We start from the raw sequence: 25,904 nt of genomic DNA on the forward strand, positions 1-25,904 counted from the left end.
ATGTTCTCAAGGTCAGCGTTTTTGTAAGGAAGAGGTTTAGGATGGATCCTATTTTATATATCGAAGTTGGTGGTGTTGTGTGGCAAGTATTCCCTGATGGGACTTGGCTTCAATTACCAGCTACGCAGCCAAAAGTTGAAGGTGTGCAAGTCGTCAGCATTGAACCTCAGAATTTACAAGAGGCTCAGCCCCTAACCGAGCCACAAATAGCCGCAGTTGAACAACAGTTGGAAAAGGTGGTCACTGAACTCGTTAACAACATTGAAAGCGCACCTCAACAGCCTAACTCAGTGAATGATCAACCTAGTTCCAGTGCCTCTTTTATTGCTTATGTTCGTTCTACCTTAGATGAAACGCTCGCTGAGGCAGGTTTTGATACGCGTCCTACAGAATATGTCGAAGAAGATACAGCATCGAATGAAGGTAACCTTGATATTCTGTTACCTAGTGCACTATTAACCGTTGATATATTAGATGGCGGAGATGGTTACGAGAACCAGTTTGAAGTACCTGGTGTCACGATTACGGGTACGGCTGTGGATGTTCGAGACGGGCGTACCGTTGTTCTGACCATCACTGATGTTAACGGCAACACCGTTACCACTACTGCCGTGACTAGCAACGAAACTTATGTCGTCGACGGCGTCGATCTTTCTTCGCTCGCGGAAGGTGACCTTAAGGTCGACGCGATCATTGCTGATGACTTTGGAAATAGCATTACCGCTAACGATTCCACAATCAAAGACACATTAGCCAACATTGAGGTTGACTTCGATGGCTTTGGTGATGAGTTTTACAATCAATTCGAAATTTCCAACGGGGTTTTAGCCGGTACTGTTGCCAATGTTGAAGATGGACAGGTCATTACGATCGTTATTACTGATAGCCAAGGTGTTACTCAGGAATACACAACTACCGTTTCTGGCGGGGCATGGACACTCGTCTCTCAAGATTACTCTAACTTTGCTGAAGGTGAGCTCACTGTCGTTGCTAGTACCTTCGATATTGCAGGAAACCCTACCACGGCGACTGACATCATTGTTAAGGACACGTTGGCGAGTATTGCAGCGAGTGTTGATGATGGAGGTGATGGTGTCCTCAACAGTTTCGAAATTCAATCCGCTAAATTCTTTGGTACGGTACAGAACGTTGAAGACGGTCAAACGGTCAATATCCGTATTTCTGACAGTACAACGAATATCATTGTGCTGACGGCAACGGTCGCTAATGGTGCTTGGTCAGTTGAAGGCGTCGATCTAACAAGTTTTGCTGACGGTGGTATACAAATTGAGGCTGACACCGTTGACGTTGCCGGTAACCCTGCTTCAGCAATAAATAGCGCAGGGCAAATTGTTATTGATACTGTTTCGCCTGTTATAGACATTGATACGCTAGACGGTTTTAGTATTTTGGCATTTCGTAGTGGCCAACTTACAACCATGCAGGGTACAACCAATGTTGCAGAAGGTTTACCGGTTTACATCGAAGTAAACGACGGGACTCAGACACTGGTGTTCGAGGGAGTTGTTGATTTCGCAGGTAACTGGGTGGTGGAGAATATTGATATATCTACCTTAAATTTTTCTGCGGAATGGACGATCGACGCAAAAGTTTTCAATACAGTCGGCAACGAAGCCATCGATGACATGCCGACGATTATTCTTCCTGAATCAGTTGTGTTTTCGGAAAATATCATCGGTATTTTTGGAGGCGAAACACAAACTTCTGATATTAGGATCGATTTTGCGGACTTCTCGTTTAGCGCAGATCAAACTATAGCTGAGTCGCTAACTTCTCAAAGCTTGTCGATAACGATTACCGTATCAGGTGACAAACAAAGCCTAACGGGCACGCGAAGTGATGGTCAAATTGTGTTCGACGCTTCAATTTCTGGCACTAACGTAAATATCAATTTCTATAAAGCGATCGACCAAGAGTCTGGCCTTGATTCGATTCAAACGGCTTTGATTATTGAAGGGCTTCAAACTGACGCGGACAACACCACAGAGTTAGTAATTGGTCATCTACCTATTGTCATCAAAGACTCGGAGCCGTTAATTTTCGATGAGTCTTATGATGTGATAGAAGGTGAAGTCACGTCAGGAAATGTATTGAATAACGATATCGACCTTGATACACAACTGACAATAAAAAGTGTTGAAGTGAACGGGACGACACAAACAATATCCGGGAGTGCGCCAGTTTCTTTTACTTTGGATGAAGGTGTTTTGACCGTTTTTTCCAATGGTCATTGGACGTTCGTCGCCAACAGAAATTTGGATCACACCGTAGCTCAAAACATCACTTTCAACTATGTTGCAGGCGACAGCAGTAATGACTTCGGAAGTGGCACTGCGGTGATCGATATTTTTGATGGTGATGCAGGGTTAGTTGTTGATGGGACAACAACCAGCTCTGAAGGTGATGTGTCTGATGGAATTCAAACTGTAGTCGGTCAGTTTACCGTTTCCGCTGGCTCAGATAATCCAGATCCTGCTTCTATTGTATTTAATGCTAATAGTTTGGTGCAGCTAGACGCCTTGGGCTTGACGACCGGAGATGAGAAGTTCCCTCTAACCTACACGTTAGCGAATGATGGTAAAACGATTACCGCACAAGCAAATGGTGAAACGATATTCACGCTAACGTTGAGTGCAGTCGCTAGTGGTATCGATGTTCTAGCAGATGTCACATTAGTGTTAGAGCAGCCTATAAACCACCTGTTTAGCAATGACTCCATCACCCTGCCACTTATTATTGATGGAACGGATTTAGATGGTACTTCTTTAGAGCAAGGGCAATTCGATTGGATTATCCAGGATGGAGCCGACCCAATATTAACTTCAACTAGCAATGCTGCTGTGGACGAGTCAGATCTTATTCACGGCAGTATTTCAGATACTGGCACTTTCAACCTCAACGTCGGAAGTGACTTTGTTAAGTCTGTATTTTTTGATGTTGGAGATCAGCCGCAGTTGTTTAGTGGGGGCGTACAGATCATCTATGTAGTCTCTGCCGGCGGAAATGAACTTACTGGTTATGTTGGCTCTGAAAGTGCTGAAAATAAAGCGTTTACCTTGAGCTTCACCTCTCTGTCAGGTGAGGCCGATACTGATGTCACTTACACCTTTGAACTATTCAAAGGGCTCGACCAAACGAATGGAACCGACCAAATTCCTTTTGTCATCACAGCAAAAGATGATGACAACGATAAAACCACATTAGCCTTAAATGTGTCAGTGACTGATGGCGGTGAGCCAGCGATTGGTTCTGGAACGGTTGAACTGAGTGAAATCCCTGTAGCTGATAGCACGCCGTCGGGAGTTGGATCAACAGCAAGCGTGAGCTTGGCGGTTACCGCTGGTAATGACCCTCTGGTTTTCTTGGGGTTGGATGTGACCACCGGCCAAGTTGTTCTTGATAGCGATGGTGTCGCGGTAACCAGCAATGGTGAAGCGTTGACTTGGCGTGACAACGGAAATGGTACATTTGATGCTGTTCTTGGCAATGGTGATGCTGTTTTAAAAATCAGGCTTCCAGATGACTTTAGTCTTGAAGCAAATGGTTCAACAAACGTAACTGTTGTTATTGAGTTATATCAGTCCATTGATCATGGCTCTGGTACAAAAGACACCGAGCTGACAATACCAGCTTCTATCGTCACCATAGACTCTGATGGATCAAGAGATACGCAAGAATCCGACATCAAAATATACGACGGTAAGGATCCTGCATTCTCGATTGTAGGCAGCATATCTGTCGATGAAGATGGGCTCATTGGTGATAACGAACAAACTGGGACTGAAGAACCAAGCCCATCGATCGCTATTATCCAAGGCTCGGACGATATCGCATCAGTCTCAATCAACATCGATGCTTTTGATGCCCTTGGTTACAGCAGTGGCGGACGAGCGATATCCTTGCAAGACGTGAATGCTGATGGTTGGTATTACGCTCAAGATACGTCGGGTAACGATATCTTCCGAATTCGTTTTAACAACGATGGCACAACAGAGTTCAACCTATATGCGGCGCTTGCTCATGCTACGGGGGATGGTGAAAATAATCTTGCTGTGAATTTTGAATTGGTCGTTACTGATGCCGATGGTGATAGTTCTGACCCGGCTATTTATGCTGTTAATGTTACGGATGCAGTGCCAACTTCTCGTTCTGGATCCATTGAAATGGTGGAAGGCGATAATCTCAGCGGACAGTTCTTAACAGAAGAATTTGCAGGTGCGGATGGCGCAATCATCGTCAGTTTTGATTATCGTGGAACGACTTACACTTTTGTAGATGCAGATACGTCAATCACCATTGACCTAATTAATGTTTACGACAGTAATTCTATTTACGGTCAGTTTACCCTTTCACCAGATGGTAGCTACCAGCTAACCACTAATCCAAATGTGACGACTAATCCTGCTGATCCTAAGATCGTCGATGACATTGATTATTTGGTTCGAGATGCCGACGGTGATGAAGTCACCAGTAACGCAGAGCTTGTATTGGATGATAACGAAGGTTTTATTCGTTATGAAGATTCTGAAACTACAGAAGATAACAACGCGATTATCGTTGTGAGCGTTTCTACTGGAGACGTTGACCAAAGCGAAACCGTTACGGCTATCGAGTTCTCAGAAGCTTCTTTGCAAGGCGGTAGCCTGTATTTAGATGGCGTATTACTTCAAGTAGTTGATGGCAAGGTGACGCTTTCAGGTAATCAGTTAACGGCGATTGACAGTCAGTTTACCGGCCCGAATGGTCAGTTAACTTATCGACCTGCACTCCATGAATCGAATACGACCTCAACGGTTATTCTAGCGATCAATGCAATTATAAGTACTGACACGGTTCCAAAAGAGCTGACCGCAGATGTCTCTGTTTCTGTTTTACCGGTGGCCGATGCTCCAGATTGGTCAGATTCTGTATTTACCTACCAATCCGTAGAAGATGATGCAAACCCAATTAAATTAGATATCACCGCTCAGTTGGTTGACCAAGATACATCTGAAGAACTGTCTTACACCATTAGCGGCATTCCAGATGGGCTGAATATCACCTTGAACGGAAACGCGGTTAAAGAAGGCAAAGAGTACACTCAGACCCAAATCGACAAAATGGAAATCAGAGCTGATGAAAACCTTGCAGGTCGATTTGAGTTTGAGATTACTGCGATTGCAACCGAAGCGGGAAGCACCTTCGCTGACCCCGATGATAAAACGGCCGATATTGTTAATACTGTCGTTGTAGAGATCTCACCGGATGCTGATACTCCAATTTTATCTGTTAAAGATTACAAAGGTCTGGAAGATGAAAGCATCTTCCTCAAGAACGTAATCAATGGTGCGTTGACTGATACCGATGGTTCTGAGTCGTTAAGTTATCAAATTGAAGTACAAGACGGCTGGGCGATTCAAGGAGGATTGTTTGACCTAATTGGTCCTAATACTTATCTCGTTTCTGCTGAAGCGATAGAGAACGGCACCGCTTATCTAATACCAAAAGAAGACATCAGTTCCTTTACGGAAGACCTATTCATTAACGTGACTGCGGTTTCTTATGAATCGACAATTGACTCGTTAGACCCTGTTAATGTGACTGCGTTAAGCGATACTCAAACCATCAATATCTTCCTCAAAGGCGTTGTTGATGAACCTACTGTTGTGGATGGAGGAAATGCGCATTGGGAATATGACAGCGATACCAAAGTCATCAGTAACCAATCTGTTCTCAATGAAGATGGTCTGATTCGACTTGATTTTGTGGTTCAAACTTCTGATGACGACGTTTCAGAAGAGATCAATATACTTCTGACCAATATTCCTGATGGCACCTTGCTGGTGGATTCGTTGGGTGAGCCAGTGTCGCTGACGATCGCGTATGTTGATGATGTGACAGGGCCGGTATTCCAAGTCTCTAACGCTCAACTGAATGACCTATACCTCAAGCCTGTTACTGATTTCAGTGGCGAGTTAGAGCTAACTGTTATTGCTATTTCAACAGAGCCTGATGGTGATTCGGGTGAGTTCCCGATGACGTTGAAAGTAGAGTTAGCGCCCGTTGTTGATCAAGAAGATGGTCAAACAGTTAGCACTCAAGGTATTGAAGACAGCCAAATTGGATTGAACCTAGAGCCATCAGTGAATCAAGATGTTGATGGGAGTGAGTCTTTAACGGGGTATGTGATTGACAGTCTTCCTGCTGATCTGACTCTTTATTTTGATGGTAGTGTTATTGATGTGCCGCTTTCAGGGTTAGATTTAGAAAGTTTATTAGACTCTACGACGCCAACACTGTCCGAGCTTTTAAGTAGCGGAAGACTGACAGTAACCGCTACGGAAGATTTGAGCGGTACGTTCTCAATTCCAATTACTTATGAAGTTACCGACACTTCGCCGACAGGCGCAACTGATGTAAAAGATATCTCTGGTTCAATCAGTGTCACCGTTGATGCGAGGGTCGAGTCAGATACTCGTTTGGAAAGTTCTGGTCAGCTATACACCAGTGATGATGGTTCTCCAGTCAACGTGTCTGATGCCGTTACTTTTGTTGACGCTGATATGGATGGCTCAGAGTACTTAGATTATATCTTGATCGATGTACCTGATGGTTATTCGCTGATTATCGAACACCCGAACGGAGCCGCTCAAGATGTTTCAGGAAACTGGATTATCTCCGCCAATGGCCTGACGAGTGACTCTATTCAAGAGTTGGCGCAAGAGATCTTGAGCGGTATGACGATCTCCAGTCCAAGCGACACCCCTGTATTAGATATTGTGGTGCGTGCTCGTGTTATCGATGGTGAAGATTCGAAGTATATTGATACTTCATTCCAAATTCAGATCACTGGCCATGACGGCGGTGGCGGTACTTGTGACCCTGTAGGTCCACCAAGCCCGATTCAACCGGATGGCGAGATTAAGACACCAGAAGGGGAAGATATCGATCTTACGGGCTTGCTCAATACGAATGTAGCTAGTGACCCAGACAATACGATCTCTTTCTATATTCCTGCTGACTCTCTTCCTGAAGGCGTCGAGATTTCAGGTGATGGTGTTATTGCGGAATATGACGCGGCTGGCGAAGTCGTCGGTTACTCAATTACTGCCGATGGTCTCTCGAAACTGACGTTAACCGGATTGGACGAAGACTTCGCTGGATGTATTGATTTCACGATAGAGACGATTGAAACGTCACCGTGTAATGGTGAAACCGTAACGACAGCTCAAACCATTAGTATTCAAGTATTGCCTGTTGTGGATGACATTACCGTCGCCACGGATTCGACAACGATCCAAGAAGACATCGCCACGGATCTTAATCTTGAGCTTGTTCTTGGAGATAGTGTTGAAGATGGCCAGTTAATCACGGGTGAAGGTAACAGTGCTACTGGTAAGGAGACCGTTAACTCTCTGACCATCACAGTATCAAATGGTGTGACACTATCGGAGAGTCCTGCTGATACTGGCTTGTTGATTGATAACGGCAATGGTACTTGGACCGTAACCGATCCTAGCCGCTTGAGTGATGTGCTGGTGACACCACCTGAACATTACAGTGGTGAAATCACCTTAACAGTAACCGCCAATATTACCGATGAAGCGGATTGCGTAACTGAAACGGATACGCAAGATAAAACGACCGTGGTGACTATCACCGTTGAACCTGTTGCTGATGCAGCAAACTTGGTGACGGAGGATATTGTCGGCGACGAAGATAACTACATTTCATTGTCATCACTGAGCGCGGAGCTGATTGATCAAGATGGCTCTGAAAACATGTCCTTGGCATTGAAAGGCGTGCCTGAAGGTGCGGTTGTTGCGATAAAGGTGGGTGACAGCTACGAATTAGTTCCAAACAATGGCGTCGATGGCGGTACCTTTGATGGTAACCCTACTTACGAGTGGCAGGTCGATCCAAGTCAGCTTGCCAACCTTGTAATTCTACCGCCGCGAGATTTTAGTGGTGATATGAATCTAGTCCTTGAAGCGATTACTCAAGAAATCGGCACCACAGAAATCCGCTATACCGAATCTGAATTCACCGTCGGTGTGAATCCTATTGGTGATAAAGTTGAGTTCTTCGATTTACCTGAACAGCTCACTGGAAGTGAAGATGATGGCATCGTGATTCCTCTTGATGCCAATAGCTTTGAAACTAACAGTGATGAATTCTTGTCTATCACTGTGACGGTGAATGCGACTTCGGATCCATCAGGGTTAGTTGGGCTAGATCGAATTCGAATTGGATCAGAAACTAGTTCTTTCACTAGTGTTGGTGGCATCATACAGGCGACGATCCTCGTTAAGGCAAGCTCTGTTGATGAGCTCGAATTCTTTGCGGGCGATGCGTTTGGTAATCTCGACATTACGATTACCGGCCGAACGGTTGATCAAAATACCGTACTTGGCGAGTTAGTGGTCGACACGGGTGACCCAAGCTCACAAGACATGACGCTTATCATTACACCAGAACCTGATGCGCCTTTACTAAGCGTTGAATACTCTTCAATTGTGGCTGAAGCAAGTGGCACGATTCCTCTTGGTTTAGACCTTTCTCTTGTAAACCCTGCCGATTCAGAAGTGGGCTTCATTACAATTTATGATATTCCCGCAGGTTTGACGTTCTCACACGGCTCTATGGTCGATGGTCAATATGTGGTGGACTTGGCAGATGTACCTAATCTAGCGATTACGGGTGGCTATGATGGCGTTGACCCATTTGAACTCACCATCGAACCTTCTGCTGAAATAGGCAACAACCAATCGGTAGGATTACCTCAAACGGTATCGGTTGAATTTGTTGCGGAAGGGGACTCTACGATTACCGCGACAGATGATAACGACCTGCTGATTGGCGGGACGGGCTCAGATGATTTTGTGTTCGCATCTTCAGGCTTAGGGAGTGTAGAAGCCCCAAGCTACGATGTGGTTCAAGATTTTGATGCGTCTCCAGATACTGATGCAATTGACCTCTCGGGTATTTTGGGAAGCCTAGGGCTTAATACAGGGTTAGGGGCAACACAATATCTAGATTTAGAAGAATCTGGTGAAGGTGTGACCATTTCTATTAAACCTAATGGCGATGAAGACGTTCAACAAAACATCTTATTAGCCGATGTTACGTACGACGATCTGTATCAAGGCGACAGTAGCAGTGCATTAGAAGCACAAATTTTACAAAAAATGATAGAAGACAATAATTTAACGCTGTAAGTTAGATGTACAGTCTATAAAAGGAAGTTTAGATTGGTAGAACAAAAAGACAGCTGGCTAGGTTGTGTGGAATGGTTATGTGAGCATTTTAATGTTCGCAGCCATCCTTCCAAAATAGTGTCTGGCCTACCTTTAAATGAAGGAAGGCTCAATGAATCCCTTTTCCCAAGAGCCATTGAGAAATCGGGGTTAACTTTGAGCCACGTTAAAAAAGAATTACTGACTCAATGTCAGTTCCCCGTTGTTGCTGTTAATTCCGTGACAGGAAATCCTGTTGTCGTCACGCAAGACTCTGGTGATTACTTTCAAGTATTGGATTGCGAAACTAATTCAAGCCAACAAACATCGTTAAAAGACTTGGTTGCTCAAGTTGAATCGTATGTTTGGCAAGTTGGTGCTCAAGCTCTTGATGATGCACGTGTTCAATCCCATGAACGTAGCGAGAATAAATCCAACACCCGTTGGTTATGGCGTGTCGTCAAAGAAGTGAAACCTTGGTATCGAGACCTATTTATCGCTTCATTTTTGATCAACTTACTCGCGCTAGTCGTGCCTCTGTTTACCATGAATGTGTACGACCGCGTGGTGCCAAACCAAGCGTTTAACACGCTTTGGGTTCTGGCAGCAGGCGTTGGTATTGTCGTTATTTTTGATTGGGTGTTGAGAAGCTCACGCAGCTCTGTGACTGACATGGCTGGGCGCTATATTGATAACAAGTTGTCTTCTCAACTGTTCTCTAAAGTCCTTGGTATGAAGCTGGAAAATCGACCTCAGTCGGTAGGCGCCTTTGCCAGACAGCTTCAAGATTTCGATAGCGTGAAAGATTTCTTCACTTCTATTTCTTTGGTTACTTTAGTCGACCTGCCATTCACCTTGTTATTCCTATTCCTTATCGGCTGGCTCGGTGGTGCGATGATGTTCATCCCTGTCGCGATCATGTTGGTATTGATCGTGCTAAGCATTGCGATGAAAGGTAAAGTCGAGAAAACATTCGATGAAACCGCACGTTTGTCGACACAAAGACAAGCACAGCTGTTTGATTGCTTAACAACTCTTCCGGATATCAAGCAAAACAATGCTGAAGGTATTACTCAGAAACGTTGGGAGCAGACTATTTCATCGCTCTCTCAATGGCAGACTCAATCTCGCCACTACTCTAATATCGTGACACATTCCATTCAGTCGAGTCAGCAGATCGTCACCATTACTCTCATCATCTTCGGCGTGTATCAGATCTCTGAAGGCTTGCTGAGTATGGGTGGTTTGATAGCTGTGGTGATGTTGAGTGGACGTGCTGCAAGCTCGGTGAACCAACTTTCTCTTCTATTGCTGAGGTTTCAACAAACACGCTCAGCCGTTGAAGGCCTAAATCAGATCATGGACTTACCGCAAGAAGAGTCCAAGCATCAAGTGATTGATAAGGGTGACTTTGACGGCGGGGTTAGGCTGGATGAAGTTACGTTTACTTATCCAGAGACTCAAAGCCCAGCGCTAAAGGAAATCTCTTTTGAAATAAAACCGGGTGAGCGAGTTGGCCTTGTTGGTGCGGCAGGCGCAGGAAAAACCACACTTTTATCGATTGTTGCACGCCAGTATTTGCCAACAACAGGACAAGCTTTCTATCAAGAGATTGATGGGCAGTTATGGCCAACCAGTGTCTTGCGCAGTGGTATGGGTTGGGTGGGGCAAACCACCAATCTTATCTTTGGCAGTGTTTACGACAACGTCACACTGGGTGCGACCAACGTTGATGAAGAAAAGCTAAGACTAGCGCTGCAACAGTCTGGCCTTAACGGTTACATGGGGCGCTTAAACAATGGCTTAGAAACGCCAGTCGGCGAGGGTGGTCGATTGCTTTCAGGAGGCCAACGACAAGCTGTGGCAATAGCGAGAGCATTGTATCGCTGTCCAAAACTATTGATCATGGATGAGCCTACTAGCGCACTTGATAATCAAGCTGAGATACAGTTCTTCAATGCACTTCAAAGTATGCCAAGAGAAACTTCAATGCTGATCAGCTCACACAAATCTTCATTCTTGATGATGTGTGACCGAGTGGTTGTGTTGGATAAAGGTCAAATCGTAGCTGAGGGTGAGCCAAAAGATATCCTCTCTCTACAGAAGAAAAGTGTACCCAAAGGGGCGAGTCGATTTAAGACGGTTTCAGTGGTGAAGGGAGGCCGTCATGAGTAATGATATTCAATGGACCAACAACCACTTGGCATTCCGCTCTCGTAAGCTGATTTGGCTAAGCGCTCTACTCATTGTCTCGATTATCGGTTGGGCGACGTGGGCAACATTGGAAGAAGTGGTTATCGGCGAGGGCAAAGTCGTTCCTAGCCTTTCTGTACAAACCATTCAGAGTTTAGAGGGCGGTCTTGTCCAAGAAATCATGGTGCGACAAGGCCAATCAGTGGTGAAAGGGCAGCCTCTGGCTAAGCTCGAAGATACACGTTTTAAAGCGGCGTTTTTAGAGTCGGCTCAACAAGCCGATACCTTACTGGCCCAACAATTAAGATTGAAAGCGGAGCTGGCGACAGTCGTTCTAAATAATGACGCAAAAGAGTGGTTTGAACGAGTGGTTTTAGTACCACAAGATATTGTTGTCGATGTATCAAGCCATCCCGCGTTAATGAATGCTAAGGCGAACTATCGAGAGCGTTTAGGACAGTTAAAGTCTGAACTGGAAGAGGCGGCACTTCGCATCGAGCAGCAAGATCAAGCTCGTGTCGATACGCTCAATAATATTCAGACTTTAGAGAGCAGCCTCGATATCGTTATTCGAGAGCGCAACATGTTGAAAGATGTGGTTGCTAGCGGTGCGGTTGCAGAAGTTGAGTTGCTGAAACTTAACCGTGATGTGGTCAAGTTGAAAGGCGATATTGCCAGCTCAAAAGTGGCGGCTCAGAAACAGATTGCTGCTTACTCAGAATCGATAGCCGACCACCGCAGCATCGCGTTAGATTTTCGTGCCAAAGTACAAGGCCAACTGAACGAAGTTGCCAGCAAAATAGCACAATTGAATGAAAGCCAACAGGCCATCGCCGATCAACTGAAACGAACACAAATCTTAGCGCCTGTTGATGGAACAGTAAAAGAGGTCTTTGTGCGTACTATTGGTGGTGTTGTTCGTCCAGGTGAGCCGATTATTGAGATCATTCCATCAAACAGTGATTTGATTGTCGAAGCGAGGATCTCTCCGCAAGATATCGCGTTTGTTCATAACGGGTTAGGCGCAACCGTTAAATTCACGGCGTATGACTTTGTTATCTATGGTGGCCTGAAAGGTAAAGTCACTTATGTCAGTGCCGATGCCTTACAAACGGAAGACGGTAATGCCTATTATCGCGCCCATATTCAGTTAAACGAAGACCAGCTACAAAACTCTGCCTTTAGCATTATCCCAGGGATGCAAGTCGCGGTTGATATCTTGACCGGAGAAAAAACAGTATTGAGTTATTGGTTAAAACCTATTTTACGAGCTAAGGAAAACTCACTTCGCGAACGATGAAGTGGGTTAAAGCATAAATATAAAAGGAAGTGTAATGCATTCAAAATTCTTACTCTCTTCTTGCTTACTGATGAGCGGGTTGTCTCAAGCAGCCTCATTAGAAGAGTCCGTGGCCTTTGCCATCGACTATAGCCCAGAGATATTGGCGCAATACTCCCGATACCAATCGGTGGTCAGAGACGGAGACGCGGCGAGTGGTTTGTATATGCCACAAGTGAACTTGTACGCGGCAGCAGGTTATGAAGAGACACGCTACAACAGTGGCAGCAAACTCGATAGCGATGATCGTGGGTTAACGCGAACCGAGATTGGCGTTAAAGTCTCTCAGTTACTATTCGATGGTTTTAAAACGACGTCGAATGTCGACCGACTAACGTTCGAAGCTGAAGCTGAACGATTAACCCTGATTTCACGCGCTGAAAATGTCTCGTTAGATGTGGTGAGAAACTATCTCGATATTCTTAAGGCAGAGACGCTACTTGAACTGTCTAAGCGTAATGTAAAAGAGCACCAAGAGATCTATCAAGATATCCAAGATAAAAAGAGCAAAGGCTTGAGTAGCAACTCGGATCTGGCTCAAATCTCTGCCCGTGTTGCGACGGCGCAATCTTCATTAATCGCTGCTCAGAATAACCTGTTTGATTTACAAACTCAGTACCTACGTTTAGTGGGTAAGCCTGCTGTGAACTTGGTTTATCCACGTTTTGATTATGCTCTGTTACCAAGCTCAGCACAGGTCGCGCTTGAACAGGCTGTCGAGAATCACCCTGAAATCCAAGCCTCTTTGCTTGATATCGATGCCGCTCGTAAAGAAATGCGCCGCGAGAAAGGGGATTACTACCCAGAGCTAAAGCTCGAGCTTCATGCCAACAAGAATGACAATGTGTCTAACCCTCCGGGTGGTGTTGATGAAGATGCTCGTATCATGTTGACCATGGATTACGACTTGTTTAATGGCTTTTCTACCGACTCTCGCGTGGAATCATCTGCGTGGCGAGTGGAAGAAGCAAGAGCAATCAGATTAAGAACGGAGCGTGAGGTTAAAGAGGGCACTCAGCTCGCTTGGAATGCCTACAAGATGCTTGAACAGCAAAAGTCCCTTCTTCAACAGAACGTGGATGCAGCCAAAATTGCAGAGCTTGGTTATATCCAACAATTTAATGTTGGCAGACGGAGCCTACTGGATGTGCTTGATGCAAAAGTGGAAGTGTTCTTAGCTCGAAGAAATTTTATCAGCACTGAATACGATCAAACGTTATCGGCATACCGAGTGTTAAACGCGATGGGCATGTTGACTTACGCATTAAGGGTTGAACACCCAGAAGAATGGCAAGGGGAGAACAAGTAATGAGATATTTTAAACTAGCGCTACTTAGTTCTATCTTGCTGATGGGGTGTGCAGAAACGCCCGATACGACGATGACTCGTCATCAAATTGATGATCTCGCTGATGATGATCGTGACGGTGTAATTAACCAACGAGACCTTTGTGCAGATACGCCAGAAGGTGTGACGGTAGACATTAAAGGGTGTGCAAACTGGAAAATTGTCGAAGATGTTGAAGTCTTAAGCGTGGCATTTGATTTCGATAAATACGTTCTAAAACCTGAACACACGGCCGTTCTCAACGAGTTAGTGCGTTTACTTGGTGAACAGCCAGATGCATCCGTGACTTTAGTTGGTGATACGAGCTCAGAAGGTACTAACGTTTATAACAAAGCATTGGCCAAGAAAAGGACTGGCGTGATTCGAGACGCTCTGATTGACAGAGGCATCGATGGAGAGCGAATTTTCGAACAAGAATTTACTCAGATAACCAGCTTAACGCAGCATCTTCACAAGCGGAAGCGTAGAACCATTGCGGTGTTAAAAACAGAGAGTATGGCAGTAAATTCATCTTGGAATATCTTCACCTCAGAGATGCAGCTCGACAGCAATAGTGATGTTGAATCTAAGACATCGATTGATCCAGTAGGAGGCCAGTAATGAAACGTCTATCTAATAAATCGGGCTTACTGCTTGCGGCTGTACCTGCGTTTTTTTCTGTATCAACGTTAGCGAATGACGTGAGTGATATTGGTTTGGTCGCAATTGAACCGAACATGGAAAATCTTGTTAAAGATTTGCTTGAGAGCCAAGAGATCGACTTAGAAATTTTGTTGAGTGACAATGTCCCAGAGCAGATGATCATGCAACGCTCGCGTGTTGGTATTACTTCCAAAAAGTGGACTGACAAAGAGATGGCAAGGTTTGACATGCGCTACGGCTACAGACCGACTGAGCTAATGTTTACCGCCGACGTAATAGCTATTCTGGCGAATGAGAATAACCCCGCCACATCCATTAGTGTTGCTGAACTTATCGATGTGTTTGGTTGTTCTAACGATCCCAAGCACCCTAAATGGTTACCAAGCAGTGATATTCGTAACGGTGAAAGCCTAGATACTCATATGTTGCCTTTTGCCATCGATCACAACCTAAAAGGGCACACCACCTTTTCAAGCTGGGTCGAATGTGGAACGGAAGGAGAATATGCTCATACTCAATTCTTAGCGGATTTGCCTGACCTCATTAATAAGATTGAAGATGAAGAAGCTGCGATTGGTTACACGGTTTACTCAGACCAAATCTCGGATGTGAAATGGTTGAGTGTGGTTGATAATCTAGGGGTGAACTACGACTTAAATAAAGAAACGATTCTCTCTGGTCGTTATCCATTGGCAACGGTTTACTATATGTACCTGAATATTCCAGCGCATCGCAAAGGCTTTACGGAACAAGAGAAGTTCTTTGTTGGGCTTACCTTGTCACAAGATCATCAAGGTGTGTTGAACCAATACGGTTTCATCAGTTTGCCGCCAGAAGCTATTCAGCGTAACAAAGTTAGATTATCGCTTGAAGAGCCTGCAATAGAAGGTGGTTATAAATAATTGGCATGTCGTATTGTATATAGGTCGTCGGAATGGTATTGTTAGTTCCGTAATGGTTCTCAATGTGACGGATTACGTTATTCGGCGATAGAATTTATCTAACGGGCATGTATGCCCGTTTTTTTTGCCTAAAGTTTGTGGCTTGAGCGGTTGTTTATTGATTGGTCACGTATAATGAACGTTTCATACCGCGTGAAATAAGCACAATAAATGAGAACTCTTCCAGTCTTAATCCTACCTTTGTTATTGGCTCTGAATACCCTTTCATCCTCTGCGCAAGCGAGTGAAAGCTGGTGGTTGCGTACGGTATTCAACAGCAGTTCAGCTCAACCTAGTTCTCAAAATTATGTTAACGATAATGACCTAATGGATTGTGGCGAGATCGAAGGTGCTCTTCTGTGCAGTGATTTGACGCGGTATTACGATCTGGATGTTTATGTTGAATTGGAGTTGGGCGACTCAAGCGTCGAGGTGGTTCGCTTAAACCTGCCATATTCGAACCTAAGTTACACAAAGCTTCAGGCGTATCTTCGCCAAGATGGTTTTGCTCTTAGCTTAATTCGGATTGGCGAGGATGAGTTCGATGTGGTCGCTCAACTTGAGCAAGCGAAACGTGAGGGCGTTGGTTACGATAAGGTAGATAAACAACTCGTCGAATTCATCAACTCACCACATCATTCCTCTGAGCAAATGAGTGTATGGAATGTGCCTAGTTCTTCCTCATCTTCTTCTGGTTCTTCAGTTCCTTGGATTCAGCTGCATAGTGATGGTGACAACTTAACGGTTGAACTAAATCGCTTTTAATTGCTCAAATTTATAGATGGTTTCGTCATTCATCAGATTAAACAAGCCTTTCAGGAGAACGGTTGACGGGCAGACAGCAAGCTATTATTCATTTAAGTGTTCGTTTTTCTGTGGCTCTCACATTTTTAGTAAGCGTTTACCTTTGCCATTTGTTATACGTTGAGCCCTCGGTAAAACGAGCTTAGGATACGTTCAGTATTGATAAAGGAGACAACCCATGGTTGCAAGAGTAACGACAGCGCCACAAGGCCCAGAACTTTCTGAGTTGGTGCAAGGATACTGGCGTACAGCAGAGTGGGGCATGACCCCGCAACAACGCCTGACTTTCCTGAAGCAGCACATTGATCTTGGTATCACAACTGTTGATCACGCGGATATTTACGGTAACTACCAATGTGAAAAGTTGTTTGGTGAAGCATTGGCGCTTGAGCCAAGCCTTCGTGATGATATCCAAATCGTCACCAAGTGCGACATCAACTTGTGTGGTGACCACACTCCTGATCGCAAGATCAATCACTATGACACCAGCGCGCATCATATTTACCAATCGGTAAATAACTCTCTAGAGCGTTTTGGTGTAACCGAACTTGATGTATTACTGATTCACCGCCCTGATGTACTGATGGATGCAGATGAAGTAGCAGAAGCGTTCGCTGAATTACATAAGGTCGGTAAAGTTAAGCACTTCGGTGTCTCTAACTTTTCACCGCGTCAGTTCGACTTACTGCAATCTCGACTAGGTAAGCCACTAGTGACTAACCAAGTTGAAATCAATCCATTGAACTTCGAAGTCGCCCATGATGGTACGCTGGATCAACTGCAGATGAACCGTATTCGTCCAATGGCGTGGTCTTGTCTCGGTGGCGGTAGCATCTTCAGTGGTGATTCAGAACAAGCGATTCGCGTTCGTGATGAGCTAGAGGCGATTCGTCTAGAAGTGGGTGCAGACAGCATTGACCAAGTGATTTACGCTTGGGTTCGTCGTTTACCGTCTAATCCAATTACGATTATTGGCTCAGGTAAGATTGAACGTGTGAAGACGGCCGTTGATGCGCTGAAAATAGAACTGACTCGCGAGCAATGGTATCGCGTATGGGTTGCATCTAAAGGCCACGGTGTGCCATAGAGACCTTTGGGGTCTGGCATTTATCCACAGACTTAGATGTTTCAACGTAAAAAACCAGCACCCCAGCTGGTTTTTTTGTATTCGCCTAACATGTTGCTCCAAAACTGTGATTAAGGTGGAATAATTTTCAAAAACACTCATAATGCACTCTGTTTTTCACCAGTTGGATATTTCCATTGAGCACTTCAAAATTCTCTTCAATCGCCCTTAAGCCAGAGCTTCTAAATACGTTAGATTCTCTTGGTTATACTGAAATGACGCCTATTCAAGCGTTAAGTCTTCCTATTATTCTGGATGGCAAGGATGTTATCGGTCAGGGTAAAACGGGTTCAGGTAAAACAGCTGCCTTTGGTTTAGGCGTGCTGCAAAACCTACGCGTTAAGCGTTTTCGTGTTCAATCTTTAGTGTTATGTCCGACTCGTGAGCTTGCAGACCAAGTAGCAAAAGAGATCCGTACTCTTGCTCGTGGCATTCACAATATTAAAGTGCTGACACTATGTGGCGGTATGCCAATGGGCCCACAAATTGGTTCATTAGAGCATGGCGCACACATTCTTGTGGGCACTCCTGGTCGTATCCTGGACCACCTAGAGAGAGAGCGTATTGACCTGTCTGAGTTGAACACACTTGTGTTAGATGAAGCCGATCGCATGCTGGAAATGGGTTTCCAAGATGCACTAGATGCTGTTATTGAAGCAGCACCAAAAGATCGTCAAACGTTATTGTTCAGTGCAACTTTCCCTAAACAGATTAAATCTGTTGCAGACCGCATCATGAATAACCCTGAAATGGTGAAGGTTGAATCAACGCACGATCACTCAAGCATCCAACAACACTTTTATAAGGTTGAAGGTACTGAAGCTCGTGATGACGCACTAGAGCTAATGCTTCTTCATCATCAACCAGAGTCAGCGGTTGTGTTCTGTAATACTAAGAAAGAAGTACAGAACGTAAATGATGAGCTAAGCCACCGTGGTTTCAGTGTTATCGAGCTTCATGGCGACATGGAACAGCGTGAACGTGACCAAGCTTTGGTTCAGTTCTCAAACAAAACCATCTCTATCTTGGTTGCAACAGATGTTGCTGCTCGTGGTCTTGATGTTGATAACCTAGATGCTGTGTTCAACTTTGAGTTGTCTCGCGATCCTGAAGTACACGTGCACCGCATCGGTCGTACTGGTCGTGCAGGAAGCAAAGGTGTCGCAATTAGCTTCTTTAGCGAAAAAGAGATGCACCGTGTTGCTCAAATTGATGAGTACATGGATATGCCAATCGAACCGTCTCAGTTGCCAGCTAAACCAATTGCTAAGCCGTACTACTCAAACATGGTAACCATCCAGATTGATGGTGGTAAGAAAGCGAAACTTCGCGCAGGCGATATCCTTGGTGCGTTGACAGGCCAAGGCGGTATTGATGGTAAGTCAGTAGGTAAGATCAACTTGTTCGCGATGCGTGCTTACGTTGCTGTAGAAAGATCAATGGCTAAGAAAGCATTAGGTAAAATCGAATCAGGTAAAATGAAGGGTCGTCAATTCCGCGCCCGAATTCTGAAGTAGTTCGAGATTGTCTCCCTTTACTGCTAAGTCATGCTAGTGATAATGCAGTAAAGGGTGTTCCACAGTCAGTAACGTATCAAACGTTTATTCATCAGGTCTGATCGAATAGAAATCGTTGATATGTCTTCCTTCGCTAAGATACCAAGTCATCGCTTCCTGTCGATTATTAGCGGATATCGTAATTGTTGTTAGTCTTCCATCGTCAAAATAACAAAGCTCGTACTCTAACTCGCTTGTATAATGAGGAGTAGCGGCCATAGCTTACCTCCCAAATATTAATCATTTGAAAATAAATAAACCATTCGTTTATAGGATTCGTTTACATCAAATGAGCAATAAAAATCAAGTTACATCACTGCCATTAATTATTTTTAGTTTAATCATTTGCCGAAATAGCTAGATTAGCAAGTCTGAGTCTCAATTTATCTCAAAGTTTTTACAGCCACTGCTTATTAAGGCTACTTTTATAAGAGCTAGAATATAGCGTTATAAGAACTAGAGCTAACCTTAAAAGGGTGAGTTAATGGATTTGTGGATTTGCTGAATATCGTGAGAGGGTTAAATGAGAAAGTGTCGATGGTTAGTCTTATTAGTCTGTTTTGTATTCGCTGGTTGCGGGACTAAATTTGCCTACAACAATATAAGCTGGTTTGCGGTTAGCTATATTGAAGACTTTGTTTCTCTATCCAACAGTCAAGAATCAGAGCTCGAAGAGCGCCTCGACTTATTACAGCAATGGCACAAAGAAACCCAACTTCCGCTGTATATGTCGCAACTGCAAGCGATTCAAAACTTAGACCGTTCTGATATGAATTCTGCTTTTATCATTGATCAAAGTGAACAAACTAAAAATCATATTCGCTCGATCGTTAACAAGTTCGCTCCAGATATTTACGCGTTAAGTATGCAGCTTACCCCAGAGCAAGATAACGAATTCTTAAAGAACTTTAGGGAAAAGCAGCAAGAGTATTACGAAGAAAGATTATCATTGAATGATGAAGATTCGAGAGAACGTTATCGAAGTCGAATTGAAGATAGGTTAGAGCGATGGTTCGGGTCGGTATCGGAAGAGCAAAAAACGATTATTTTGACGTGGTCTCAAGAGTGGGTAAATACTAACGATAGCTGGCGACAATATCAAAATAATACGTATCAAGACCTAACGACACTTATGCAAAAGAAGACCGATTTACATATTGCACAGCCAATTATTATGAAACTACTTTTGAACAATGAAGATTATTATCCGCAAGAACTGGAGTCTAAGCTTGATAAGAATATGCAAACATCAGCGAAGTTCTTGGTGGATATCGCCGCAGTGAGCAGTGATAAACAATGGGCTTATTTTATGAGTGAACTAGAAAGCCTCAAGACGACGTTAGTGTCACTGCAGGAGTAGGGTAGCTATTTAAGGCTAGTGACTGTTTGCTACTAGCCTTCTGACAAACCCAAAGCCGAACGCAGAGAGTTAGCCTCTGTTACTCATTAGCAGCTTTGGAATCGAGCCTTTAGCTGTCTTAGATATTTTCTGCATCAGTTGAAAGCTCGGCTGTTGAATACCGTGATCACTTTGCAGTTCATCAATCATTAATAACCACAACCGTGCTGTCATTTCTGAATCGGCTAACGCTCTGTGGAAAGTACCGTCGTTGTCGATATTCTTAAAACGCACAAGGTCGCCTAGCTTATGAGTCGGCGCGTCTTGGATTAGACGGCGAGCAATCAACATTGAGCAAGCGAACTTGCCAGTATAGTCTCGGCCAATAAAGTCTAATTCCGCATCAAGAAAGCGTTTATCAAACGACGCATTGTGAGCAACAAGTTGGCTGCCTTGGATAAAGTCTGCAAACTCATTCATCACTTCGCTGCAACTGGCCGCCGTGCTTAACATGCGGTTATTGATTCCGGTATAGCTTTCAATGAACCCGCTAACACGAAATCCTGGGTTCATGAGTTGCTGGAAGGTGTCGACGACTTCGCCGTTAACGAGTTTCACCGCACCGATTTCAATCGCTCGGTCACCCATGTTTGGTGATAAGCCTGTGGTTTCGAAATCGAGAACGATAACGGAGTCTGCGGAGTTTGGAGCCATCGTGTTTCCTAATACTATTTGGTTGTATCGCTTTATATGGGGCGCTTAGTGTTGCTATGGGGCGATCTATTGCGTGGTGTTGTTCTATTGCGTGTTTTCGCTGATAGTGAGCTCACTGTAACCCGTCGAATCGTCATGCTCTCTGTTGAAGGTCAAAGTATCGTAGCAGTGAACAATCAATTCAGCGGTGGTTGCGATAATCGTCCCTTCAAGCAAATGCCCACCAATCACATTTCCATTTTCATCAGCAACGGATATATGAACATGCTGGTGGTTTGGGGTTAGCGTCGCCATAAGTGACACAATTTCGAACGGATCTGTGATTAGCTTGGTTTTGTTCGCATTAGCCAAACGAATATTGAGTTGAGAAACACAACCGACACAAGACGCGACAGAGCCCGCTGAGATATTGTGCGCTGTCACAAGCTTTTGGAGCTCAAGTTTTAGATCTTGCCCACGGGTTAATCTCGTTGCGATAGGAGTGATCATCTAGTTACCTGCCTTGTATTCGTGTTTCAAAGAACAAAACGAAGCCGTATTGGGCTTCGTTTCATTTATATTTTGATTAACGCGACTCTCGCATTGTCTAAATTTGAAATTACTCAGGTTGCTGCAGGTCTCTTTTCTTTTTAGGCACGAAGTTCAATACAGAGATTGGTACTTCTTTACGTGGTTCGAAACCTTCAACTACACGTCGTTCAATCAAGTGACCAAGACGTTTTTCAATAATACATAGGTTCTTGAAGTTGTCTTTCGATAGGAAAGAGATCGCTTCACCAGACGCGTCCGCACGACCTGTACGACCAATACGGTGAACATAATCGTCCGCAGGGAATGGGATGTCGTAGTTAACTACGCGGCTTAGGTTATCGATATCGATACCACGCGCAGCAACACCAGTCGCAACCAAGTATTTTAGGTTACCTTTCTTGAAATCAGCTAAGATTTTTTCACGAATCGCTTGGCTACGTCCACTGTGGAAAGCCTCTGCTTGGATACCACGTTTTTCCAGTTGAGCAACTAACTTCGCCGCGCCGTGCTTGGTTTCAATAAAGATAAGCGCTTGGTCCCAATCACCATCAGTAATCATATGGCTCAATAGTGCCGACTTACGATCCTTATCTACTGTCACCAACCACTGTTCGATGTTCGCTTTAGAGGCGTCAGTTTTGGCAATAGAAATCTCTTCCGCTTCACTGATTGCGCTTTTCGCTAGGGCACGGACAGGCGTTGATAGCGTCGCTGAGAACAACAGGTTTTGGATGTTTTGTGGTAAACGCGCGATGATCTTGTTGATGTCTTCAATAAAACCCATGTCTAGCATGCGGTCAGCTTCATCAAGAACCAGAACTTCAACTTCATCAAAGTGAACGGCACGTTGTCCGTACATGTCGATCAAACGGCCTGGTGTTGCCACAAGAATATCTACGCCTTCAATAAGACGATCTTTCTGGTGTTGGTAAGACACGCCACCGTACATCGCTAATGATGTAAGGTTTAGGAACTTCGCGTACTTAGTAATGTTCTGTTCAACTTGAACCGCAAGCTCACGCGTAGGTGTAAGAATAACGGCGCGAATGCGTTTTTTACGCTGTGTTTCACCTTTACTTAGCATTTCTAAGATAGGGAGAACAAAGCTCGCAGTTTTACCTGTACCTGTTTGTGCAGCAGCAATAAGGTTCTTACCAGAAAGTACAATCGGAATTGCTTTTTCTTGAATAGAGGTTGGCTTTTCATAGCCTTGTTTTGCAACGGCTTTAACAATAGGTGAGCTTAATCCAAGCTTGGAAAATGGCATAAGTTTCTCGGTATGATTTGGCTAAATAGCGATGGAAAGGTTTAACAATCTTATACAAGGATAAGATTAATGGCGGCATTCTACCATGTTGCTTGTGTACCGCTAGTAACATAGACACTTTAGTTGGATAATACTGGCTCAATAAGACGACGATAAGACAGGGATGTATGGAAATTACGCCGAATGAACGCGATGCAGTATATAAAACGATTTTTTCTCGCCGAGATGTTCGTGGTCAGTTTCTTCCTGATGAGATCCCAGAAGACGTTTTGATGCGTGTGCTAACCGCAGCGCACCATGCGCCGAGTGTTGGTTTTATGCAGCCTTGGGACTTTGTCGTTGTCCGTGATATTGAAACCAAGCAACAAATCAAAGCCGGCTTCAATCAAGCACATGCAGAATCCGCGGAAATGTTCCCCGATGAAAAGCAGGCGATGTATAAGCGTCTAAAGCTCGAAGGTATCGTCGAATCACCTATCGGTATCTGCGTCACTTGTGACCGTAATCGAACCGGAAAAGTTGTTTTAGGTAGAACCATCAAACAAGAGATGGATCTGTACAGCACCGTGTGTGCGGTTCAAAACTTATGGCTCGCGGCAAGAGCTGAAAACCTAGGGCTAGGTTGGGTGAGCATCCTGCATGACTCAACACTGCGAGACGCATTAGATATCCCGGAAGACATCGATATCGTGGCGTACTTATGTATCGGCTACGTTGAACACTTCAAAGATAAACCCGAACTTGAAACCATGGGCTGGTTACCAAGAAGAGACGTCAATTCTGCGATTCATGAAGGGAAGTGGAATTCAGACCAAATAACGAATTCAGTCAAAGACTAAACGCATCTCTTATTTTGATTACGACTATGTATCATCATTGGTTATTTTGTTTGCTAAAAGAGGTGTTTATAAACTAAATTGGGTCTTGATAATATTTATATCAACAGTTTCACAAAGCATATTCCAATTTTGAACGAGTAAATAGAGACCATATTTTTGTGATAGCTATTCTCGTTCCTTTAGACGCTTTAATTTGGATACCCATTGAACGACGCGAACTTACGTAGATTCCAACAACTGCTGGTCAAATATGAACTAGGTGAAGAGTACCACCTAACGATAGATGATCTGGAACACTCGCTTTCTACTTCTCGTAGAAACACATCGATCGTCCTGAAATGCCTATCTGAATTCCAGTGGATTTGTTGGATTCCGTCCAAAGGACGAGGGAGGCTTAGTCAATTTAAAATTTTGCTTAGCTTCCCTGAAGCATTAGAGCAAGTTTTAGCGCTTCAGTTAGAGCAAGGTCGCTTTAACGTAATTCCTCGCCTTTTAGAAAGCTATGGTGATACCGCAATAAAGGCACTGACGCTAGCCACTGAAAAACATAACCTTTTCAATCAACAGCATGATCATTTGTTGATCACTCAATACCCCTGGGTTGATAATCTTGAGCCCGCCAAAACCTATAGAATCGCTGAACATCAAATTCTGAGAAGTATCTATAATACTTTGTTAGTTCAAGATCTTAATGGCGAGCCTCAAGCCAGTCTTGCCCACCATTGGAAGATAGAAGGTCGCTTTCTGCATTTTTGGTTAAGGCCTAATGTTGTTTTCCATGACGGTGAAACCTTGAGTGCAAAAGATGTCGTTCAATGTTTGTTACGGTTAAAAAACATAGATGGCCCGGTACAGTCTTTATTTGAGCAGGTGAATGATGTTCATGTGGTGGGTGAGAAAAAACTAACTATCGAGTTAGCGCGCGCAAACCCAATGTTTATCTATGCGCTGTGTAGTGCACACGCGTCTATCTACCGTTGCAAGCGTAGCTATTTTGCTAGTGGACGCAGTGCGTATATTGGAACGGGACCTTTCTCTTTGGATGATTGGAGCGAAGAGCGCCTTATTCTAAAACGTCACCGTGGTTACTTTGCTCAACACTCACTGTTAGAGCAGATCACGCTGACGGATATTGATGGCTTAAATGATCATACTCTCAGTTTCAATAAGTCTGGTGTAGCGGAAGAAACCACAATCAATGCACTTTCGTATCTTGCAGTTAATCGTAGAGAAAACGCAGGCATAACCCCTGAAGAACTCGACAGGCTGGTATCGTTTATCAAGTCCAGCAGTAAAGAGTTTGATGCTGATATGGTGACGGATGATCTCTCTTTCTCGCCTAGTAAATTAACATGCAGCAATCCCATTCCTATTTTGACGGGCACTGTTGTGTTAACACGACCTAGAATGACGATTCCTTTACTTCAAGAGATGGCTGACTGGCTGCAACAAACGATTGTAAAGACAGGTGTCATTATTGAAGTTGTTGAGCTTCCCAATATCAGTGACCCTAGCTCCATGAGTGAGTCGGCAGACCTGTTATTCATTGAAGAAGTTATCGAACAGCCAGCCGATTATGGCCTTTACGATTGGCTACTTGCTTCATCTGGCCTCAGATTCATTTTCAACAATTTGGAGATGAGGGCGCATTGCGAGAGAGTTAGAGCCGCTGTGAGTGGCGAGAAGCCAATGAGCGACTTGCTAGAAATTGAAGATTCGCTTTATCAACAGAAGTTACTTTGTCCGTTATTTCACGGCAAAGAGAAGGTTTTTAATAGTGTTGAGGTTCAAGGCGTAGAGATCAATCAAACTGGCTACAGTGATTTCTATAAACTCTGGATATCTTCAAGCGATATGTAATTAGTCCATTTAAGACCTTTCGTTAGAACAAAACATGCATAAATTGCCTAGCACCCTTTCATGTTTCTTTTGAATACCAATCGCTATTATGACTGACCATGACTATCACAGTCATTCTCGGTCATCCCCCCAATGACAACCCTACTTATTAATGTATTTCATTAGGATCT

General features: G+C 44.2%; 16 protein-coding genes. 12 read left to right on the plus strand and 4 right to left on the minus strand.

Annotated elements, in window-relative coordinates:
* Positions 1-41: 41 nt before the first annotated feature.
* From DUN60_RS18850 to dbpA, 9 genes are all read left to right on the plus strand, one after another.
* Positions 42-9,218 carry a T1SS-143 repeat domain-containing protein gene (locus DUN60_RS18850; protein ID WP_114634858.1) on the plus strand — a complete coding sequence of 3,059 codons (9,177 nt, stop codon included), beginning with the start codon at positions 42-44 and terminating at the stop codon, positions 9,216-9,218.
* A gap of 33 nt (positions 9,219-9,251) precedes the next feature.
* Entirely contained in the window at positions 9,252-11,411 is a 2,160-nt protein-coding gene (locus DUN60_RS18855) for a type I secretion system permease/ATPase (RefSeq protein ID WP_114634860.1), read from the plus strand.
* The gene (locus DUN60_RS18860; protein ID WP_114634862.1) at positions 11,404-12,729 is read left to right on the plus strand and encodes an HlyD family type I secretion periplasmic adaptor subunit; all 1,326 of its coding nucleotides are present in this window, start codon (positions 11,404-11,406) and stop codon (positions 12,727-12,729) included. Before DUN60_RS18855 ends, DUN60_RS18860 begins: the two co-directional genes overlap by 8 nt.
* A 34-nt stretch (positions 12,730-12,763) precedes the next feature.
* Positions 12,764-14,077 carry a TolC family outer membrane protein gene (locus DUN60_RS18865; RefSeq protein ID WP_114634864.1) on the plus strand — a complete coding sequence of 438 codons (1,314 nt, stop codon included), beginning with the start codon at positions 12,764-12,766 and terminating at the stop codon, positions 14,075-14,077.
* Positions 14,077-14,715 (plus strand): OmpA family protein, encoded by a 639-nt coding sequence (locus tag DUN60_RS18870; RefSeq protein ID WP_114634866.1) that lies wholly within the window; start codon positions 14,077-14,079, stop codon positions 14,713-14,715. The genes DUN60_RS18865 and DUN60_RS18870 overlap by 1 nt, the downstream gene beginning before the upstream one ends.
* On the plus strand, positions 14,715-15,659 hold the full coding sequence (locus DUN60_RS18875) for a PstS family phosphate ABC transporter substrate-binding protein (protein WP_114634869.1): 945 nt from the start codon (positions 14,715-14,717) through the stop codon (positions 15,657-15,659). The genes DUN60_RS18870 and DUN60_RS18875 overlap by 1 nt, the downstream gene beginning before the upstream one ends.
* Positions 15,660-15,869: 210 nt before the next feature.
* Positions 15,870-16,463, plus strand: coding sequence for a hypothetical protein (locus DUN60_RS18880; protein ID WP_114634871.1), 594 nt, complete (start codon positions 15,870-15,872; stop codon positions 16,461-16,463).
* A 217-nt stretch (positions 16,464-16,680) separates the two neighbouring features.
* A complete protein-coding gene (locus tag DUN60_RS18885) occupies positions 16,681-17,589 on the plus strand; it encodes an aldo/keto reductase (RefSeq protein ID WP_114634873.1) in 909 nt (302 codons plus the stop codon).
* 176 nt (positions 17,590-17,765) lie between these two features.
* The gene (dbpA, locus tag DUN60_RS18890; RefSeq protein WP_017074818.1) at positions 17,766-19,145 is read left to right on the plus strand and encodes an ATP-dependent RNA helicase DbpA; all 1,380 of its coding nucleotides are present in this window, start codon (positions 17,766-17,768) and stop codon (positions 19,143-19,145) included.
* An 84-nt stretch (positions 19,146-19,229) separates the two neighbouring features.
* On the opposite strand, the gene DUN60_RS18895 is transcribed toward dbpA, so the two are convergent.
* The gene (locus DUN60_RS18895; protein WP_017077429.1) at positions 19,230-19,403 is read right to left on the minus strand and encodes a hypothetical protein; all 174 of its coding nucleotides are present in this window, start codon (positions 19,401-19,403) and stop codon (positions 19,230-19,232) included.
* Between the two features lie 304 nt (positions 19,404-19,707).
* Here DUN60_RS18895 and DUN60_RS18900 point away from each other — a divergent pair, with 304 nt between their 5' ends.
* The gene (locus DUN60_RS18900) at positions 19,708-20,544 is read left to right on the plus strand and encodes a DUF6279 family lipoprotein (RefSeq protein WP_114634875.1); all 837 of its coding nucleotides are present in this window, start codon (positions 19,708-19,710) and stop codon (positions 20,542-20,544) included.
* Between the two features lie 69 nt (positions 20,545-20,613).
* Here the strand turns inward: DUN60_RS18900 and DUN60_RS18905 are convergent, their stop codons facing one another.
* From DUN60_RS18905 to DUN60_RS18915, 3 genes are all read right to left on the minus strand, one after another.
* Positions 20,614-21,237, minus strand: a complete 624-nt coding sequence (locus DUN60_RS18905) for a 3'-5' exonuclease (protein ID WP_114634877.1) — start codon at positions 21,235-21,237, stop codon at positions 20,614-20,616.
* 84 nt (positions 21,238-21,321) lie between these two features.
* Positions 21,322-21,726 (minus strand): PPC domain-containing DNA-binding protein, encoded by a 405-nt coding sequence (locus DUN60_RS18910; protein WP_114634879.1) that lies wholly within the window; start codon positions 21,724-21,726, stop codon positions 21,322-21,324.
* A 109-nt stretch (positions 21,727-21,835) separates the two neighbouring features.
* Positions 21,836-23,035 carry a DEAD/DEAH box helicase gene (locus DUN60_RS18915; protein WP_114634881.1) on the minus strand — a complete coding sequence of 400 codons (1,200 nt, stop codon included), beginning with the start codon at positions 23,033-23,035 and terminating at the stop codon, positions 21,836-21,838.
* 167 nt (positions 23,036-23,202) lie between these two features.
* Here DUN60_RS18915 and bluB point away from each other — a divergent pair, with 167 nt between their 5' ends.
* Together bluB and DUN60_RS18925 are read left to right on the plus strand one after the other, a co-directional pair.
* Entirely contained in the window at positions 23,203-23,874 is a 672-nt protein-coding gene (bluB, locus tag DUN60_RS18920) for a 5,6-dimethylbenzimidazole synthase (protein ID WP_114634883.1), read from the plus strand.
* A 204-nt stretch (positions 23,875-24,078) separates the two neighbouring features.
* Positions 24,079-25,734: an ABC transporter substrate-binding protein gene (locus DUN60_RS18925; protein WP_114634885.1), complete on the plus strand. Its 1,656-nt coding sequence runs from the start codon at positions 24,079-24,081 to the stop codon at positions 25,732-25,734.
* The last annotated feature ends 170 nt before the right edge of the window (positions 25,735-25,904 follow it).

The sequence above is a fragment of the Vibrio splendidus genome, assembly GCF_003345295.1.
GTDB lineage: Bacteria > Pseudomonadota > Gammaproteobacteria > Enterobacterales > Vibrionaceae > Vibrio > Vibrio splendidus_K.